16 protein-coding genes are annotated in these 16,474 nt (G+C 43.6%); 13 read left to right on the plus strand and 3 right to left on the minus strand.

Annotated features, from left to right (window positions below; translation table 11 throughout):
* Positions 1–149: 149 nt before the first annotated feature.
* Positions 150–938, minus strand: coding sequence for a DUF4097 family beta strand repeat-containing protein (locus tag ABD036_RS18600; protein ID WP_343862636.1), 789 nt, complete (start codon positions 936–938; stop codon positions 150–152).
* A gap of 724 nt (positions 939–1,662) precedes the next feature.
* Between ABD036_RS18600 and mnmG the strand changes: the two genes are divergently transcribed.
* The 13 genes from mnmG to ABD036_RS18665 all read left to right on the plus strand — a co-directional run bounded on the left by mnmG (position 1,663) and on the right by ABD036_RS18665 (position 14,790).
* Positions 1,663–3,573 (plus strand): tRNA uridine-5-carboxymethylaminomethyl(34) synthesis enzyme MnmG, encoded by a 1,911-nt coding sequence (gene mnmG, locus ABD036_RS18605; RefSeq protein ID WP_343862638.1) that lies wholly within the window; start codon positions 1,663–1,665, stop codon positions 3,571–3,573.
* On the plus strand, positions 3,573–4,214 hold the full coding sequence (rsmG, locus tag ABD036_RS18610; protein ID WP_425542591.1) for a 16S rRNA (guanine(527)-N(7))-methyltransferase RsmG: 642 nt from the start codon (positions 3,573–3,575) through the stop codon (positions 4,212–4,214). The genes mnmG and rsmG overlap by 1 nt, the downstream gene beginning before the upstream one ends.
* Positions 4,215–4,261: 47 nt before the next feature.
* Positions 4,262–5,047 (plus strand): ParA family protein, encoded by a 786-nt coding sequence (locus tag ABD036_RS18615; protein WP_343862640.1) that lies wholly within the window; start codon positions 4,262–4,264, stop codon positions 5,045–5,047.
* Positions 5,048–5,071: 24 nt separating this feature from the next.
* Entirely contained in the window at positions 5,072–5,935 is an 864-nt protein-coding gene (locus ABD036_RS18620; protein WP_343862642.1) for a ParB/RepB/Spo0J family partition protein, read from the plus strand.
* A gap of 1,826 nt (positions 5,936–7,761) precedes the next feature.
* Positions 7,762–8,154, plus strand: a complete 393-nt coding sequence (locus tag ABD036_RS18625) for an ATP synthase subunit I (RefSeq protein WP_343862644.1) — start codon at positions 7,762–7,764, stop codon at positions 8,152–8,154.
* Between the two features lie 68 nt (positions 8,155–8,222).
* Positions 8,223–9,056: a F0F1 ATP synthase subunit A gene (atpB, locus tag ABD036_RS18630; protein ID WP_343862646.1), complete on the plus strand. Its 834-nt coding sequence runs from the start codon at positions 8,223–8,225 to the stop codon at positions 9,054–9,056.
* Positions 9,057–9,135: 79 nt separating this feature from the next.
* Positions 9,136–9,357 carry a F0F1 ATP synthase subunit C gene (gene atpE, locus ABD036_RS18635; protein WP_343862647.1) on the plus strand — a complete coding sequence of 74 codons (222 nt, stop codon included), beginning with the start codon at positions 9,136–9,138 and terminating at the stop codon, positions 9,355–9,357.
* Between the two features lie 47 nt (positions 9,358–9,404).
* Positions 9,405–9,875, plus strand: a complete 471-nt coding sequence (gene atpF / locus ABD036_RS18640) for a F0F1 ATP synthase subunit B (protein WP_343862649.1) — start codon at positions 9,405–9,407, stop codon at positions 9,873–9,875.
* A 14-nt stretch (positions 9,876–9,889) separates the two neighbouring features.
* On the plus strand, positions 9,890–10,423 hold the full coding sequence (atpH, locus tag ABD036_RS18645; protein ID WP_343862651.1) for a F0F1 ATP synthase subunit delta: 534 nt from the start codon (positions 9,890–9,892) through the stop codon (positions 10,421–10,423).
* Positions 10,424–10,437: 14 nt separating this feature from the next.
* Positions 10,438–11,979, plus strand: a complete 1,542-nt coding sequence (gene atpA / locus ABD036_RS18650; RefSeq protein ID WP_343862653.1) for a F0F1 ATP synthase subunit alpha — start codon at positions 10,438–10,440, stop codon at positions 11,977–11,979.
* Between the two features lie 62 nt (positions 11,980–12,041).
* Positions 12,042–12,902 (plus strand): F0F1 ATP synthase subunit gamma, encoded by an 861-nt coding sequence (atpG, locus tag ABD036_RS18655; RefSeq protein ID WP_343862655.1) that lies wholly within the window; start codon positions 12,042–12,044, stop codon positions 12,900–12,902.
* A 32-nt stretch (positions 12,903–12,934) separates the two neighbouring features.
* Positions 12,935–14,326, plus strand: a complete 1,392-nt coding sequence (atpD, locus tag ABD036_RS18660; protein WP_343862657.1) for a F0F1 ATP synthase subunit beta — start codon at positions 12,935–12,937, stop codon at positions 14,324–14,326.
* A 50-nt stretch (positions 14,327–14,376) separates the two neighbouring features.
* On the plus strand, positions 14,377–14,790 hold the full coding sequence (locus ABD036_RS18665) for a F0F1 ATP synthase subunit epsilon (RefSeq protein WP_343862659.1): 414 nt from the start codon (positions 14,377–14,379) through the stop codon (positions 14,788–14,790).
* A gap of 99 nt (positions 14,791–14,889) precedes the next feature.
* On the opposite strand, the gene ABD036_RS18670 is transcribed toward ABD036_RS18665, so the two are convergent.
* Positions 14,890–15,045, minus strand: a complete 156-nt coding sequence (locus ABD036_RS18670; protein ID WP_343862661.1) for a hypothetical protein — start codon at positions 15,043–15,045, stop codon at positions 14,890–14,892.
* A 90-nt stretch (positions 15,046–15,135) separates the two neighbouring features.
* On the minus strand, positions 15,136–16,104 hold the full coding sequence (locus ABD036_RS18675; RefSeq protein WP_343862662.1) for an integron integrase: 969 nt from the start codon (positions 16,102–16,104) through the stop codon (positions 15,136–15,138).
* Positions 16,105–16,474: the final 370 nt, after the last annotated feature.

Here is a 16,474-nt window from a genome sequence, read left to right on the forward strand (position 1 = left end):
TTTAATGCCTTTGGCCGCTTCCTTGGCGAAAGCTTCTAATTCTTTTTTGTTCATTTGCATCTGCCTATCCTTAACTCTTACTAGAGTATGTTGTGATAGGCAGTTACACAAAATTAGTTACAGGCTCCACCGGGATGACGTGGCCGTCTCTACAACTTTTTAATCGACACACTGCCACCGCTGGTATGTAATTCTAGGCGCGGACCGCCGCCGTTGATTTCACCACGAATAGATTGTTTTTTGACTCGTCCATCCACATCAAAATCTGAACGCACTCGACCACCACCGGTGGAAGCATCAATGTCGATTTTAATGTCTTCGAGCAAATAAGCCTTAATTGAACCGCCTGAAGTACTTAGTTCCGCATCTTGTGTAGGCTGCTTGGCCATGGTCACGCGAATACTACCACCGGATGTATGAGCGTCGATTTCACCATAAATACTTTCGGTACTGATTGAACCACCGGAGGTTTTTAGTTTCACATTTCCGCGAATATCACCTACTTCAATCGAGCCGCCTGAGGTATGAGCATCAACATTACCGTTTAAGTCCTCAATATCTATCGAACCACCAGAAGTATAGAGTTCAATATTAAATTGCTTTGGCACTGTGACCCTAAATTCCACTTTCAAACGATTATCCCAACCCCAGCTTTTATTCCTTTCCAATTTGCCATATATATTCACGCGATTACCGTCTACATCGTGAGTTAATTCAAATTTATCATCTTCATCATTTTTGATATCCACTTCTAACAGTACTTCATCACTGTTATGAGTATCGATAACCAAGCGGCCGACATCAGTGCGTAAATATAAATCACCGCCTTCAGTGACCTTAAAAGTCTGCTTAAGGGTTTCAGCAGATACGGTAAGGCTTGCTAAAAGTACGATGGTAGACAGTAGAGTAATTGTTTTGGTTTTAGTCAGTGCAAACATAATTTTATCTCGACATATAGGGTCAATTGACCATTGAAGTAAGTAATGAGTCGTATCGATGCGCAAAAAGGTTTAAATACAGTCTAAAAATTATCTTAAATTTATCCAGTTTCGACTTCTATTCTCTTCTTTAAATACAAAATATGCACTTCTTTGCGAGCCTCTAGTAATCAAATTCAGACAATAGTGCTGGTGTTTTAACCCAAAAACAGAGTTTAAAACGATCTTTCTAAACATTTTTTTGATGATCACCTGTTTAAAAGTCCTGATAAATCGCGAATATTGTCTGTGTATAACTATGAGGATATGACGTTAGCATCTTGTAGTTATCAACTGGATATAAATTGGAGCGATCACGCCTGTGGATAAGATCGCTAGTTAACCACAGCTTATACCGTTTTGATCAAGTTTTGATCACACCTTAAGACTCTACTTAAGTTATTGTTTTAAATGATCTAATTCGGGTTATGTACAGAAAATGCGATCGCTAATAATAATAAAAATAAACTAAAGATCTAAATAGATTAAAGATATTAAGATCGAGAGATCGTCAGTAAAACAATAAAATTAATCTGCTTTAAAACCCCATGTCACCTATAATTGAACGAATTTTATGCATTTCTATTTGGTTAAAAAAAGTATAGAATACGCGCCCTTTTTTAAACTGCGATCGCAAAATTGATCGGAGCTTAATTTTTGACTAACGTTAGATCTAGAGGCGCATATGTTTTATCAGCAAGAATTTGATGTCATTGTTGTTGGCGGCGGTCATGCAGGAACCGAAGCTGCGCTTGCCTCTGCGCGAATGGGTGTAAATACATTGCTGTTAACCCATAACGTCGAAACCCTTGGTCAAATGTCGTGTAATCCGGCCATAGGTGGCATCGGAAAAGGTCATTTGGTCAAAGAAATTGATGCATTAGGCGGTGCTATGGCACTGGCTACAGACAAAGCGGGTATTCAATTTCGCACACTGAATTCAAGCAAAGGTCCAGCGGTAAGAGCCACTCGAGCTCAAGCTGATCGTTCGTTATATCGCACTGCGATCCGTAACATTATCGAACATCAACCCAATTTAACCCTATTCCAACAATCTTGTGATGACTTGATTGTCGAAAACGATCGCGTTTGCGGTGTCGTTACCCAAATGGGTCTGAAATTTAAAGCCAAGACAGTGGTGTTGACCGTAGGTACTTTCCTTGGTGGAACTATCCACATTGGAATGGAAAATTACAAAGGCGGTAGAGCCGGCGATCCACCTTCAATCGCCCTTGCTGAACGGCTTCGTGCTTTACCATTTAGAGTCGATCGACTTAAAACTGGCACCCCAGCGCGACTGGATTCACGCACGCTCAATTACGATCTTATGCAAGAACAACCAGGTGATACGCCTTTGCCAGTGGTTTCTTTCATGGGTAAAGTGGAAGATCATCCACGACAAATTTCCTGTTATATCACCCATACCAATGAACGTACCCATGACATTATTCGTTCTGGACTCGATCGTTCGCCCATGTATACGGGGGTTATCGAAGGTGTTGGACCACGATATTGTCCTTCGATTGAAGATAAGATTAATCGCTTTGCGGATAAAAATTCACATCAGATTTTTGTAGAGCCAGAAGGCTTAAACAGCATTGAGATCTACCCTAATGGGATTTCAACCAGTCTACCTTTTGATGTGCAATTTGATTTAGTCCGTTCGATCAAAGGTTTTGAAAACGCGCATATTATTCGCCCTGGCTACGCCATTGAATACGACTTTTTCGATCCACGAGATCTGAAACAAACTCTTGAAACGAAGTTTATTGAAGGCTTGTTTTTTGCAGGACAGATCAACGGTACAACGGGCTATGAAGAAGCTGGCGCACAAGGCCTACTAGCCGGTGCCAACGCTGCATTGCAAGTGCAACAAAAAGATCCCTTAGTGCTGCGTCGCGACGAAGCTTATGTGGGGGTTTTGATCGACGATTTATCGAGCATGGGCACGAAAGAGCCGTATCGGATGTTTACCAGCCGTGCGGAATATCGTTTGTTGTTACGTGAAGATAATGCTGATTTTCGTTTGACCGCCAAAGGCCGCGAAATAGGCTTGGTTGATGATGCCCGTTGGGCAGCGTTTAACCAAAAAATGGACGCCATCGAGCTTGAACGGCAACGCTTAAAAAGTACTTGGGTGCATCCAAAACATGCGGCGGCTGAGAAGCTTAATCCTTTGTTAAAAAATCCATTGAGTCGTGAACACTCTTTGGAAGATATTATTCGTCGTCCTGAAATGACCTATTTGAAATTAACTAGTATTGACGGTTTTGGTCCAGCAATTGAAAACGCCCAAGCGGCCGAACAAGTGGAAATTCAGATCAAGTATGCTGGTTACATTGAGCGCCAAAAAGACGAAATAGCGAAAAGTTTACGGCACGAGAATACCCTGTTACCAATGGACTTTGATTACAGCACGATTTCTGGATTGTCTAATGAGGTGGTAGCTAAACTGACCGAAACACGTCCTGAGACAATTGGCAAAGCAACTCGGATCTCTGGCATCACACCAGCGGCTATTTCGCTGTTATTGGTCCATTTGAAGAAGCAAGGATTGCTAAGAAAAGATCATAGCGCAGACCTGCAAAGCGCCTAATGGATATGTTAAAAACCCAACTGTTAACTGCGTTTGATAAAGTAACGCAACCCCTAGCGCTTGAAATCACTGAAGATCAGCGTCAAAAGCTAGTAGACTTTGTATTGATGATCAACAAATGGAATAAGGCCTATAACCTCACTTCCGTGCGGGATCCACAAGATATGCTGGTCAAGCATATTGTTGATTCAATTGTCGTAGCGCCCTTTTTAACCAAACAACGCTATATCGATGTCGGGACAGGCCCTGGCCTGCCCGGTATACCTCTGAGCATTATGCATCCAGATAAGCACTTCGTGTTACTTGATAGCTTAGGTAAACGCGTGCGTTTTATGAAACAAGCTAAATTTGAACTGGGTTTAGATAATATTGAGCCTGTTCAATCCCGTGTAGAGCAGTATCAGCCTGATGTGCCACTTGATATAGTGTTGAGCCGCGCCTTCGCATCGATAAAAGATATGTTGCACTGGTGTCAACATCTGGTAGATTCACAAGGAGAATTCTTTGCATTGAAAGGCCAATTTCCGGAGCAGGAAATCGCACTTCTCCCCGATGGCTTTGAAATGATAGAATCGATTGAACTGGCTATTCCAATGCTTGAAGGTGACCGTCATCTGATCAAGATACGAAAAGTTAGTTAGTACCTACTACTGTTTTAATTCACTTGATAACATAGCGGAAGAGTAAATTGGCGAAAGTCATTGCAATTGCAAATCAAAAAGGTGGGGTTGGAAAAACCACCACTGCAGTAAACGTAGCAGCCTCAATGGCTGCTACTAAACGTAAAGTATTGCTGATTGATTTGGATCCACAAGGTAATGCCACTATGGGAAGCGGTATTGACAAGTACGAAGTGGAATCCACTTGCTACGAATTATTAATTGAAGAAAAGCCCATTCAAGAAGTGGTGATCACCGAAACAACCGGTAAATATCATTTGATTGCCGGAAACAGTGATAACACTGCTGCGGATATCAAGTTAATGGAAGTCTTTGCCCGTGAAATACGATTGCGCAAAGCACTGGAGCCGGTTAGAGATTATTACGATTACATTTTTATCGATTGCCCACCCTCTTTGAGCCAGCTTACCGTGAATGCTATGGCGGCAGCTGATTCAGTGTTAGTCCCCATGCAATGTGAATATTATGCCCTTGAAGGCATTACCGCATTGATGGATACCATTAATAAGCTAGCGTCAGTGGTCAATCCAAATTTGAAAATTGAAGGCGTTTTGCGCACTATGTATGACCCGCGAAATCGTCTAGCTAATGATGTTTCAGAACAACTGAAACGTCATTTTGGTGAACAGGTTTACCGAACAGTAATACCGCGCAACGTGCGATTAGCTGAGGCACCGAGCTTTGGTGTGCCAGCGATGTATTATGATAAATCATCAACAGGTGCAAAAGCCTATCTGGCATTGGCCGGTGAAATACTACGCCGCCGCACTAAAAATTTACAAAAAGCCAGTTAAGAATAAAAAGGGTTAGCAATAGACATGTCGGCGAAAAAAAGAGGATTAGGAAGAGGACTGGATGCACTGCTTGCGACAAGTAATGCCAAGCATGACTCGAATGTGTCAGAGAGCAAAAGTGAATTGCAAAAACTGCCCATCGAATTTCTTCAAACCGGAAAATATCAACCTAGAAAAGACATGTCACCAGAGGCTTTGGATGATTTAGCCTCATCAATTCGTTCACAAGGGATCATTCAACCCATAGTGGTTCGAAAAGTGGGTGAAGATAAATACGAAATTATTGCCGGTGAACGTCGCTGGCGAGCATCGCAACTAGCTCACTTGGATGTTGTCCCTTGTATTATCAAAGATGTACCTGACGAAGCGGCAGTCGCCATTGCGCTGATTGAGAACATCCAGCGTGAAGACCTAAACGCGATGGAAGAAGCGCAAGCGTTGGATCGGTTGATGACGGAATTTGAGCTCACTCACCAAGAAGTGGCCGAGGCCGTGGGTAAATCCCGTACCACAGTGACTAATTTACTGCGCTTAAATAACCTTAACGAAGATGTGAAACTGTTGCTTGAACACGGTGATATCGAAATGGGCCATGCCCGTGCGTTGTTGTCTTTACAAGGTGATACGCAAACAGAAGCCGCACAAACGGTGTCTGGTAAAGGACTCACGGTAAGAGACACCGAGAACCTAGTACGTCGGCTACTAGAACCTGCTAAACCCAAGCCTGAACAAAAAATTGATCCTGATGTTCAGCGTCTTGAAAGCGAATTATCTGACAATTTAGGCGCGCCAGTGAGCATAGCTCACAATGCCAAAGGCAAAGGCAAATTAGTGATTAACTTCTCAAGCCTAGACGAGCTAGACGGCATCCTAAGCCATATAAAGTAACGGCCCAAGCGTTATCCCAGCATGCTTTTAGCTGGGATCTGCTATCAGGCGTCATCCCCAAGTGCGCCATTTCTGTCATCCCCAAACATAAAAACAAAGTCATCCCCGAATGTTGTTAGGTGCGCACGCAGTGCGGGGATCTCCGTAACAGTACTCCGTAGTTGACTATAAACATGTGTTAAGAAGATCCCGGCTCAAGAGCCCTGCCGGGATGACAGTGATGTTGATTACTACCGGGATGACTACCAACGTCATCCCCGAATGTTGTTATCGGGGATCTCCCTAACAGTACTGCGTAGTTAACTACAAATAGGTGTTGAGAAGATCCCGGCTCAAGAGCCCTGCCGGGATGACTACCAATGTCATCCCCGAATGTTTTTATCGGGGATCTCCGTAACAGTACTGCGTAGTTGACTATAAACATGTGTTAAGAAGATCCCGGCACAAGAGCACCGCCGGGATGACAGTGATGTTAATTACTACCGAGATGACGGTAATGTTGGGCACCACCGGGATGACTACCAACGTCATCCCCGAATGTTGTTATCGGGGATCTCCTTAACAGTACTGCGTAGTTGACTATAAACATGTGTTAAGAAGATCCCGGCTCAAGAGCCCTGCCGGGATGACTACCAACGTCATCCCCGAATGTTGTTGGTCGGGGATCTCAGTAACAGTACTGCGTAGTTGACTACAAACATGTGTTAAGAAGATCCCGGCACAAGAGCACCGCCGGGATGACAGTGATGTTAATTACTACCGAGATGACGGTAATGTTGGGCACCACCGGGATGACTACCAACGTCATCCCCGAATGTTCTTATCGGGGATCTCCGTAACAGTACTGCGTAGTTAACTACAAACAGGTGTTAAGAAGATCCCGGCTCTAAGAGCACCACCGGGATGACTACCAATGTCATCCCCGAATGTTGTTATCGGGGATCTCCGTAACAGTACTGCGTAGTTGACTACAAATAGGTGTTGAGAAGATCCCGGCTCTAAGAGCACCACCGGGATGACAGTGATGTTGAGTACTACCGGGATGACGGTTGTTTCTGAGCACCACCGGGATGACTACCAATGTCATCCCCGAATGTTGTTATCGGGGATCTCCGTAACAGTACTGCGTAGTTAACTACAAACAGGTGTTAAGAAGATCCCGGCTCAAGAGCCCTGCCGGGATGACAGTGATGTTAATTACTACCGAGATGACGGTAATGTTGGGCACCACCGGGATGACTACCAACGTCATCCCCGAATGTTTTTATCGGGGATCTCCGTAACAGTACTGCGTAGTTGACTATAAACAGGTGTTGAGAAGATCCCGGCTCAAGAGCCCTGCCGGGATGACTACCAATGTCATCCCCGAATGTTGTTATCGGGGATCTCCGTAACAGTACTTCGTAGTTAACTACAAACAGGTGTTGAGAAGATCCCGGCTCTAAGAGCACCACCGGGATGACGGTAATGTTGGGCACCACCGGGATGACTACCAATGTCATCCCCGAATGTTGTTATCGGGGATCTCCGTAACAGTACTGCGTAGTTAACTACAAACAGGTGTTGAGAAGATCCCGGCTCTAAGAGCACCACCGGGATGACAGGTATTTTTGAGCCTTTGCGAAGAACAAATATAATTCTGCGTTACATAGGATTAACGGCCTATTTTTCAACCTACGCTTATCCCTAGTAAAACTAGGGGTTTTGTGCCTTTAACTGTATTAATACAAATACAACAACAAAAGACGCTTAATGGTTGAATATTTGCGGTAAAACAGTATACTTTTGGCGCTTTTTGTTATGGTTTTGATGCGTAGAGGACTCAATTGGCAAATTACTTAGCCAAGAAAGGCCAGAAGATGGCTTTCAAAGTGCTCTATATCCAAAGTGCGGTCGTACTGATTATTAGTATCTCCACTTTGTTGTTATCAAATTCCCATTCGGCACTAGCGGTGTTGTTTGGAGGATTGATGAATATCTTACCTAACGCGGTATTTGCACTACTTGCTTTTCGTTACTCTGGTGCCAGTCAAAATGAATTGGTAGTACGGAGCTTCAGTCAAGGTGCAAAACTGAAAATGATTTTAACGGTGATACTGGCAGTGATTGCGTTCTACGGGTTGAATTTAGCGCCTTTAGTACTTTTCTCCAGTTTCATTGTAATGACCCTTTGTCACTGGGTGGCAACGGTGATAGTACAGACAACAACAGAACGATAAAAAATGTCTTTACTACCGCTTTGGGTTTGGATTGAAACGAATTTAAATTACTATTATTGGGTTAATCAATGGCATCTGAATATACGACCTCAGAATACATAAAACACCACTTAACCAATGCTACTATGTGTAATACCGAAAACGGTGTTGCATTTAATAAAGCGTGCTCTGATGCAGGTTTTTGGGCAGTGCATATCGACACGCTTGCGTGGTCGGTAGGTTTAGGTGTTTTATTTTTATGGTTCTTCCGCTCTGTTGCTAAAAAAGCAACATCTGGCGTTCCGTCTAAAACACAAGCCTTCGTGGAATTGGTAGTTGATTTTGTGAATGACAATGTCACTAGCACCTTCCATGGTCGAAGCGCACTCATTGCTCCGCTTGCACTGACCATATTTGGTTGGGTTCTTATTATGAACCTGATGGACTTAGTCCCTGTTGATGTGCTTCCTATGATAGCTGGCTTGGTTGGACAGTACGGTTTTGGTATGGACCCGCATGATGTTTACATGAAAGCGGTACCGACCACTGATTTGAATCTAACCTTTGCGTTGGCTATCGGCGTGTTTATGCTGATCATCTACTACTCAATAAAAATGAAAGGCATCGGCGGTTTTACCAAAGAATTGACCATGCAGCCTTTCGGTCACTGGGCTTTTATTCCCGTGAACTTCATACTAGAAACCGTAACTTTACTAGCACGTCCACTTTCGTTGGCTCTGCGTTTGTTTGGTAACTTGTATGCCAGTGAATTGATATTCATTTTGATAGCGACCATAGGTCTTTATCAATTACCGCTGCACTTTATGTGGGCAGTATTCCATATTCTTGTTCTACCACTGCAGGCCTTTATTTTCATGATGTTAACCATTGTGTATTTAAGTCTGGCCAGTGAAGACCACTAATTCGTTTTACGGGCAGGATGCCCAATAATTTTACTTTTAACTTTAACTTTTAAAACTTAACTAAAAATCGGAGAGATACATGTTATATATCGCTGTTGCTCTACTAATCGGTATGGGTGCCCTAGGTACTGCAATCGGTTTTGGTCTACTAGGTGGCAAATTCCTAGAATCTGCTGCTCGTCAACCAGAGCTTGCCCCACAACTACAAGTAAAAATGTTCATCGTAGCGGGTCTTATTGACGCTATCGCGATGATCGGTGTTGGTATCGCTCTATACCTTCTGTTCGCTGTTGGTGTTTAGTAATAAACCATTTCAATTTTGCGAACAATTAATGAGGAGGAGTGGTCGTGAATATTAACTTCACTCTAATAGGCCAATTAATCGCGTTCACCGTTTTTGTACTTTTCTGTATGAAATACGTGTGGCCACCGCTGATGGAAGCGATTGAAAAACGTCAGAAAGAAATTGCTGACGGTTTGGCTAATGCCGAAAGAGGTCAAAAGGAACTCGAACTTGCTCAGGACAAAGCGACTGAACAATTACGAGATGCCAAGACTCAAGCAGCTGAAATTATCGAACAAGCCAAGAAGCGTGCAACACAAATTGTTGACGAAGAAACGCAACGAGGCCATGCCGAACGTGAAAAGATTATCGCGTCAGGTCATACCGAAATTGAAGCCGAACGCAACCGTGTGAAGGAAGATCTTCGTAAGCAAGTAGCTGCATTAGCAGTCGCTGGCGCTGAGAAAATCTTGGCTCGAGAAATCGACGCTGCTGCACAAAGTGACATAGTTGAAAAACTTGTCGCTGAGCTATAAGGGGCACATGAGCTATGTCTGAATTGACAACTGTCGCTCGCCCTTACGCTAAAGCAGCTTTCGACTACGCGGTTGAAAATAAAGCCGTTTCACAATGGCAAGACATGCTGGTTTTTGCAGGCGAAGTAGCCAAAAACGACGAGATGAGAAAACTCTTATCAAGCGCGATGGCCGCCGACAAACTAGCTGAATTGTTTATCAATATTTGTGGTGAACAAATCGACCTAGCGGGTCAGAATCTTGTGAAAGTACTGGCACAGAATGGACGCTTAAAAGCGCTTCCTGATATCGCCGTGTTGTTTAGTGAATACAAGTCAGAGTTTGACAAAGAAGTTGATGTTGAAGTTACTTCTGCGGTGAAACTGACTAAAAAGCAACAATCCGATATTAGCGCGTCGCTTGAGACACGTCTTGCACGAAAAGTTAAGCTGAATTGTAACGTCGATGCTGCGATCGTAGCCGGAGTAATTATTAAAGCCGGTGACACAGTAATTGATGGTTCGGTTAGATCAAAACTAAACCGTCTATCAGACGCATTACAATCATAGCGGGGAAATAGAGCATGCAACTGAATTCCACTGAAATTGCAGAACTGATCAAAAAACGAATTGAACAGTTTGATGTAAAAAGTGAAGCTCGTAACGAAGGTACTATTGTTGGTGTAACCGACGGTATCATTCGTGTCCACGGTCTTGCCGATGTTATGCAAGGTGAGATGATTGAGCTTCCAGGTAATCGTTATGCTATCGCATTGAACCTAGAGCGTGACTCTGTAGGTGCGGTAGTTATGGGTCCTTATGCGGACCTACAAGAAGGTATGAAAGTCCAATCTACAGGTCGTATTTTGGAAGTACCAGTTGGTCGTAACCTACTTGGTCGTGTTGTTAACACACTGGGTGAGCCAATCGATGGTAAAGGTGCAATTGAAGCTGACGGTTTTGAGCCGGTAGAAAAAATCGCCCCTGGTGTTATCGAACGTCAATCGGTAGATCAACCTATTCAAACTGGTTATAAATCCGTTGATGCCATGATCCCAGTTGGTCGTGGTCAGCGTGAATTGGTTATCGGTGACCGTCAAACAGGTAAAACTGCGTTGGCAATCGATGCCATTATTAATCAAAAAGGCACAGGCGTTAAATGTGTTTACGTAGCAGTTGGCCAAAAAGCCTCAACTATTGCTAACGTAGTGCGCAAGCTAGAAGAGCACGGTGCAATGGCTCATACTATTGTGGTTGCCGCTTCTGCGTCTGAATCTGCAGCATTGCAATACTTGGCACCTTACTCAGGTTGTACCATGGGTGAATACTTCCGCGACCGCGGTGAAGATGCACTTATCGTATATGATGACTTGTCTAAGCAAGCTGTAGCATATCGTCAAATTTCATTACTACTTCGTCGTCCTCCAGGTCGTGAAGCTTACCCTGGTGATGTTTTCTATCTTCACTCTCGTCTACTAGAGCGTGCAGCTCGTGTAAACGAAGTTTACGTAGAAAAATTCACTAACGGTGAAGTAAAAGGCCAAACGGGTTCATTGACGGCATTGCCAATCATTGAAACTCAAGCAGGCGACGTATCAGCATTCGTACCTACCAACGTAATCTCGATTACCGATGGTCAGATCTTCCTAGAGTCTGATTTGTTTAACGCCGGTATTCGTCCTGCGGTAAACGCCGGTATTTCGGTATCTCGTGTTGGTGGTGCAGCGCAAACTAAAATCATCAAGAAGTTGGGTGGCGGTATCCGTCTAGCCCTTGCTCAGTATCGTGAATTGGCGGCGTTCTCGCAGTTCGCATCTGATCTTGATGAAGCGACACGTTCTCAACTTGAGCACGGTGAGCGCGTTATGGAATTAATGAAGCAAAACCAATATTCACCATTGTCAGTAGGTGATATGGGTGTGTCTTTGTTTGCCGTAGAAAAAGGCTATTTGAAAGGTCTTGAATTGAACAAAGTGTTGGACTTTGAAGCCTCACTACATTCATTCATGAACGCTGAATATGCTGATCTAATGAAAACACTTAACGACACCGGTAATTATAACGGTGAAATTGAAGCCCAGTTGACTGAAGCTTTGGATAAATTCAAAGCGACCCAAACTTGGTAATCAATGCGGCCACTGTTCTTATCAGAACGGTGGCCGGTTAGTTGAGTAATCGGAGATAAGTCATGGCCAGCGGTAAAGAGATAAAAGGTAAGATCGGGAGTATCAAGAATACTCAGAAGATCACCAGTGCTATGGAAATGGTTGCTGCGTCTAAAATGAAAAAGGCGCAAGACCGTATGGAATCCAGCCGTCCATATGCCGAAAGTATGCGCAACGTGATAGGTCACTTGGCCCACGGTAACCTCGAATATCGTCATCCTTATTTGGAAGAGCGTGAGGTTAAACGTGTAGGTTATATCGTGATTTCAACCGATCGCGGCTTGTGTGGTGGCTTGAACTCAAATGAGTTCAAAAAGGTCACTGCGGATGTCAAAAAATGGCAACAACAAGACGTAGAAGTTGATTTTGCTGCCTTAGGCGCAAAAGCATGTGCATTTTTCGGTCGATTCGGTGGCAGAGTACTTGCTGCAGAATCTGGCATAGGTGATACGCCCAGCGTTCAAGATGTAATTGGTTTAGTACGTGTTATGTTAGATGCGTACAACGAAGGCACGTTAGACCGTTTATATTTGGTCTACAACGACTTCATCAATACCATGTCACAAGAGCCTAGAATCGATCAATTGTTGCCTTTGCCTAAGTCTGATGAAGAAGAATTAAAGCATCGTTGGGACTACCTATACGAACCAGATCCAAAACCCATTTTGGAAAAATTAATGGTCCGTTATATCGAATCCCAAGTGTACCAAGGCGTCGTTGAAAACAGCGCCTCTGAGCAAGCCGCACGAATGGTAGCGATGAAAGCTGCTACCGATAACGCGGGCGATTTAATCGATGATTTGCAATTGGTATACAACAAAGCACGTCAAGCAGCAATCACACAAGAAATCAGTGAGATTGTGAGCGGCGCGGCAGCGGTGTAGGCAAAGGTTTTAAAAATTAATGAGGACTAAACATGAGTCAAGGTAAGGTCGTCCAAATCATTGGCGCGGTTGTGGATATTGAATTTCCACAAGATGCCGTTCCAACAATATATGACGCACTGATAGTTGCCGAAGGTAACTTGAAGGGATTAACCTTAGAAGTGCAGCAACAACTTGGTGGCGGTGTAGTACGTACTATCGCACTAGGTACAACCGACGGATTAAGCCGTGGGTTGGCTGTAGATAATACAGGTGCAGCAATTCACGTTCCAGTTGGTACAGCCACGCTAGGTCGTATCATGGACGTATTGGGTAATCCAATCGACGAAGCAGGCCCTATAGGTGAAGAAGAGCGTATGTCTATTCACCGTGAAGCGCCTAGCTATGAAGAACAATCAAGTTCTGTTGAACTACTAGAAACCGGTATCAAAGTTATCGATTTGGTTTGCCCCTTCGCTAAAGGTGGTAAAGTTGGATTGTTCGGTGGTGCTGGTGTAGGTAAAACAGTAAACATGATGGAACTTATCCGTAACATCGCTATCGAGCACAGTGGATACTCAGTATTCGCCGGTGTTGGTGAGCGTACTCGTGAGGGTAACGATTTCTATCATGAAATGAACGAATCAAACGTACTTGATAAAGTATCATTGGTTTACGGTCAGATGAACGAGCCTCCTGGAAACCGTCTACGCGTAGCATTGACAGGTTTGACAATGGCTGAGAAGTTCCGTGACGAAGGTCGTGATGTACTTTTCTTCGTAGATAACATCTACCGTTATACGCTTGCCGGTACTGAGGTATCTGCACTACTTGGACGTATGCCATCAGCTGTAGGTTATCAGCCTACATTGGCTGAAGAGATGGGTGTACTGCAAGAGCGTATCGCATCAACTAAAACAGGTTCAATCACTTCAATCCAAGCGGTATACGTACCTGCGGATGACTTGACTGACCCTAGCCCAGCAACCACCTTTGCTCACTTGGATGCAACGGTTGTATTGTCTCGTGATATCGCCTCTTTGGGTATTTACCCAGCGGTTGACCCATTGGATTCTACGTCGCGTCAGCTTGACCCATTAGTTATCGGTCAAGAGCACTATGACACAGCACGTGGCGTTCAATCGGTTCTTCAGCGTTATAAAGAACTTAAAGATATCATCGCGATTTTGGGTATGGACGAGTTGTCAGAAGAAGATAAGCAATCAGTATCTCGTGCTCGTAAGATCCAGCGTTTCTTGTCACAACCATTCTTCGTTGCTGAAGTATTTACCGGTTCTCCAGGTAAGTACGTGTCTTTGAAAGACACTATCAGTGGCTTTAAAGGGATCCTTGCAGGTGAGTATGATCACTTACCAGAGCAAGCCTTCTATATGGTTGGTGGTATTGATGAAGCCATCGAAAAAGCTAAAGGCATGAAAGCGTAGGTAACTGCGCTTTTACTTAGTTATTTTCATAAACCTTACTTGGAGGTCCCATGGCAATGACAGTTAATCTGGATGTTGTTAGCGCTGAAGAAAAAATATTTTCTGGTCTAGTGCAAACTATTCAGATCACCGGTAGTGAAGGTGAACTCGGTATTTACCCTGGTCACGCTCCACTGATCACGGCACTGAATCCTGGCATGGTTCGATTGATAAAACAGCACGGTGAAGAAGAAATCATCTATATTGCCGGTGGACTACTTGAAGTCCAACCAAGCAGTGTAACGGTTTTGGCAGACACCGCTGTACGCGCTGAAGATTTGGATGAGCAATCGGCACTTGAAGCAAAACGCAGAGCCGAAGAGCACATCGCTAACGCGGGTGCTGACTTTGACTACGCAGAAGCAGCTGCAGAGCTTGCAGAAGCCATTGCGCAAATTCGTCTTATTCAGAAACTGCGTAAATAACACGTATCATGTTTATATCAAAACCCAGCTTAGGCTGGGTTTTTTAATGCCGCTAATAATCTCAACCACTACTTACTTTCCCTAGATAGCCTAAAGAAATCAAGCACGTATAGGATGATGCCGGATCCGTTTACCACTGGCTGCTTTAATTGCATTGGCCAGTGCTGGAGCAAGCACCGGAATTGCCATCTCGCCCGCACCTGCGGGATCTAATTCGGTGTTGATTATAACTACATCAATACGTCGGAAAGCCAAATTTTATAGTGATTCACGAATCGTTTTCTCAACACCTAATGCCTCATTCCGATGCATAAACTCTGATATTCTCTGATACACTAGTGTGACTTAATATAAACGTGATAATGGACTGATCACCGAGTTACCACCGCGCTGCAAAATATGTGTGTAGATTTGTGTGGTGCGCAAATCAGCATGGCCAAGTTGATCTTGCACAGTGCGAATATCCGCGCCCGAAAGTAATAAATGGGTGGCAAAGGAATGACGCAAGGTATGAGGAGATACATTTTTCTCAATACAGGCTTCTTTGGCAGCAAGCTTCACCGCTTTTTGCACCGACGATTCATTGATATGATGGCGACGTAATAACTTAGTTTCCGGATCAATGGATAAATTACGCGACGGAAAAAGATAGTGCCAACTCAGAGATTCACTCGCAGACGGATATTTTTCCCTCAGACGATAGGGTAACCAAACCCCAGAATATTTGGGGTTTTCCAAATCGCTTTCTAAATACTGTTGTGCAATGACAATTTGTTGTCGAATTTTAGGGATTAATTCCTCAGCCAGCGTCACTATTCTATGTTTTCCGCCTTTACCGTACCAAATGCGCACCGACTTATAATCAAAATCAATATCTGCCACCCGCAATCGAATACATTCCATTAAACGAAGCCCACTACCGTAAAGTAAGCACACAGCCAATTTGTACGCTGGGTTAACACACGCCAGTAATCCTTGAACTTCAAATTGCGTTAACACAATAGGTAGCTTTTGCTGGCGACCGCTACGAATGTATTTCATGTCGACAGACAGTGGCGCTTCCAAAATTTCCTTATATAAAAAAGCCAATGCATTTAACGCATTTGCCTGCGTATTGGCGGCCGACTTTCTCACTGTAGCAATATGGTTGAGAAAGGCGACTACCTCGTTATCCCCCATCTGCCTTGGGTGACGCTGTTTATGAAAATTGATATAAGCTTTGATCCACTTCGAATAACTTTCAATGGTTCGCTTCGCATATCGGCGCTCATACATTACATCACACACAAAATCTAAAAACGGCGATTCAGGCATATCATTTCATCCTTGAAAATACGTATCAATTGATTAAAAAATCACTGTATATCGCATACAGTAGTCCACCAATTCCTACGATTTCCAATTTCCTTGCACAATTCTGTACTTTTACACCCAAAAACTGTACCAAATAAATAAAATCAGCCTGTACAAACACTTAAAAAACGTTTCAAATAACTAAAAAATAAATTATGGAAAGATCTTAGTCACAGATTACCGACTCTTTCCGGAGATTAAATTGTTATACGGATTTCTTTTAAGGGTTAAACGTTGTTTGGAATTGGAAGTAACAGCCTAGTTTTGTTGCGCTTTTTTAAACTGCATTCATTCTCTTTTTACCAAATTCAACTTTAAACGTTAACGGGCC

It is taken from the genome of Aliiglaciecola litoralis, from assembly GCF_039523355.1.
Classification (GTDB): Bacteria; Pseudomonadota; Gammaproteobacteria; order Enterobacterales; family Alteromonadaceae; genus Aliiglaciecola; species Aliiglaciecola litoralis.

Coding starts and splice junctions, on each gene's coding strand:
- ABD036_RS18600 (WP_343862636.1), bottom strand. CDS start 938: ATGTTTGCACTGACTAAAACCAAAACAATTACTCTACTGTCTACCATC.
- mnmG (WP_343862638.1), top strand. CDS start 1,663: ATGTTTTATCAGCAAGAATTTGATGTCATTGTTGTTGGCGGCGGTCAT.
- rsmG (WP_425542591.1), top strand. CDS start 3,573: ATGGATATGTTAAAAACCCAACTGTTAACTGCGTTTGATAAAGTAACG.
- ABD036_RS18620 (WP_343862642.1), top strand. CDS start 5,072: ATGTCGGCGAAAAAAAGAGGATTAGGAAGAGGACTGGATGCACTGCTT.
- atpB (WP_343862646.1), top strand. CDS start 8,223: ATGGCATCTGAATATACGACCTCAGAATACATAAAACACCACTTAACC.
- atpE (WP_343862647.1), top strand. CDS start 9,136: ATGTTATATATCGCTGTTGCTCTACTAATCGGTATGGGTGCCCTAGGT.
- atpH (WP_343862651.1), top strand. CDS start 9,890: ATGTCTGAATTGACAACTGTCGCTCGCCCTTACGCTAAAGCAGCTTTC.
- atpA (WP_343862653.1), top strand. CDS start 10,438: ATGCAACTGAATTCCACTGAAATTGCAGAACTGATCAAAAAACGAATT.
- atpG (WP_343862655.1), top strand. CDS start 12,042: ATGGCCAGCGGTAAAGAGATAAAAGGTAAGATCGGGAGTATCAAGAAT.
- atpD (WP_343862657.1), top strand. CDS start 12,935: ATGAGTCAAGGTAAGGTCGTCCAAATCATTGGCGCGGTTGTGGATATT.
- ABD036_RS18665 (WP_343862659.1), top strand. CDS start 14,377: ATGGCAATGACAGTTAATCTGGATGTTGTTAGCGCTGAAGAAAAAATA.
- ABD036_RS18675 (WP_343862662.1), bottom strand. CDS start 16,104: ATGCCTGAATCGCCGTTTTTAGATTTTGTGTGTGATGTAATGTATGAG.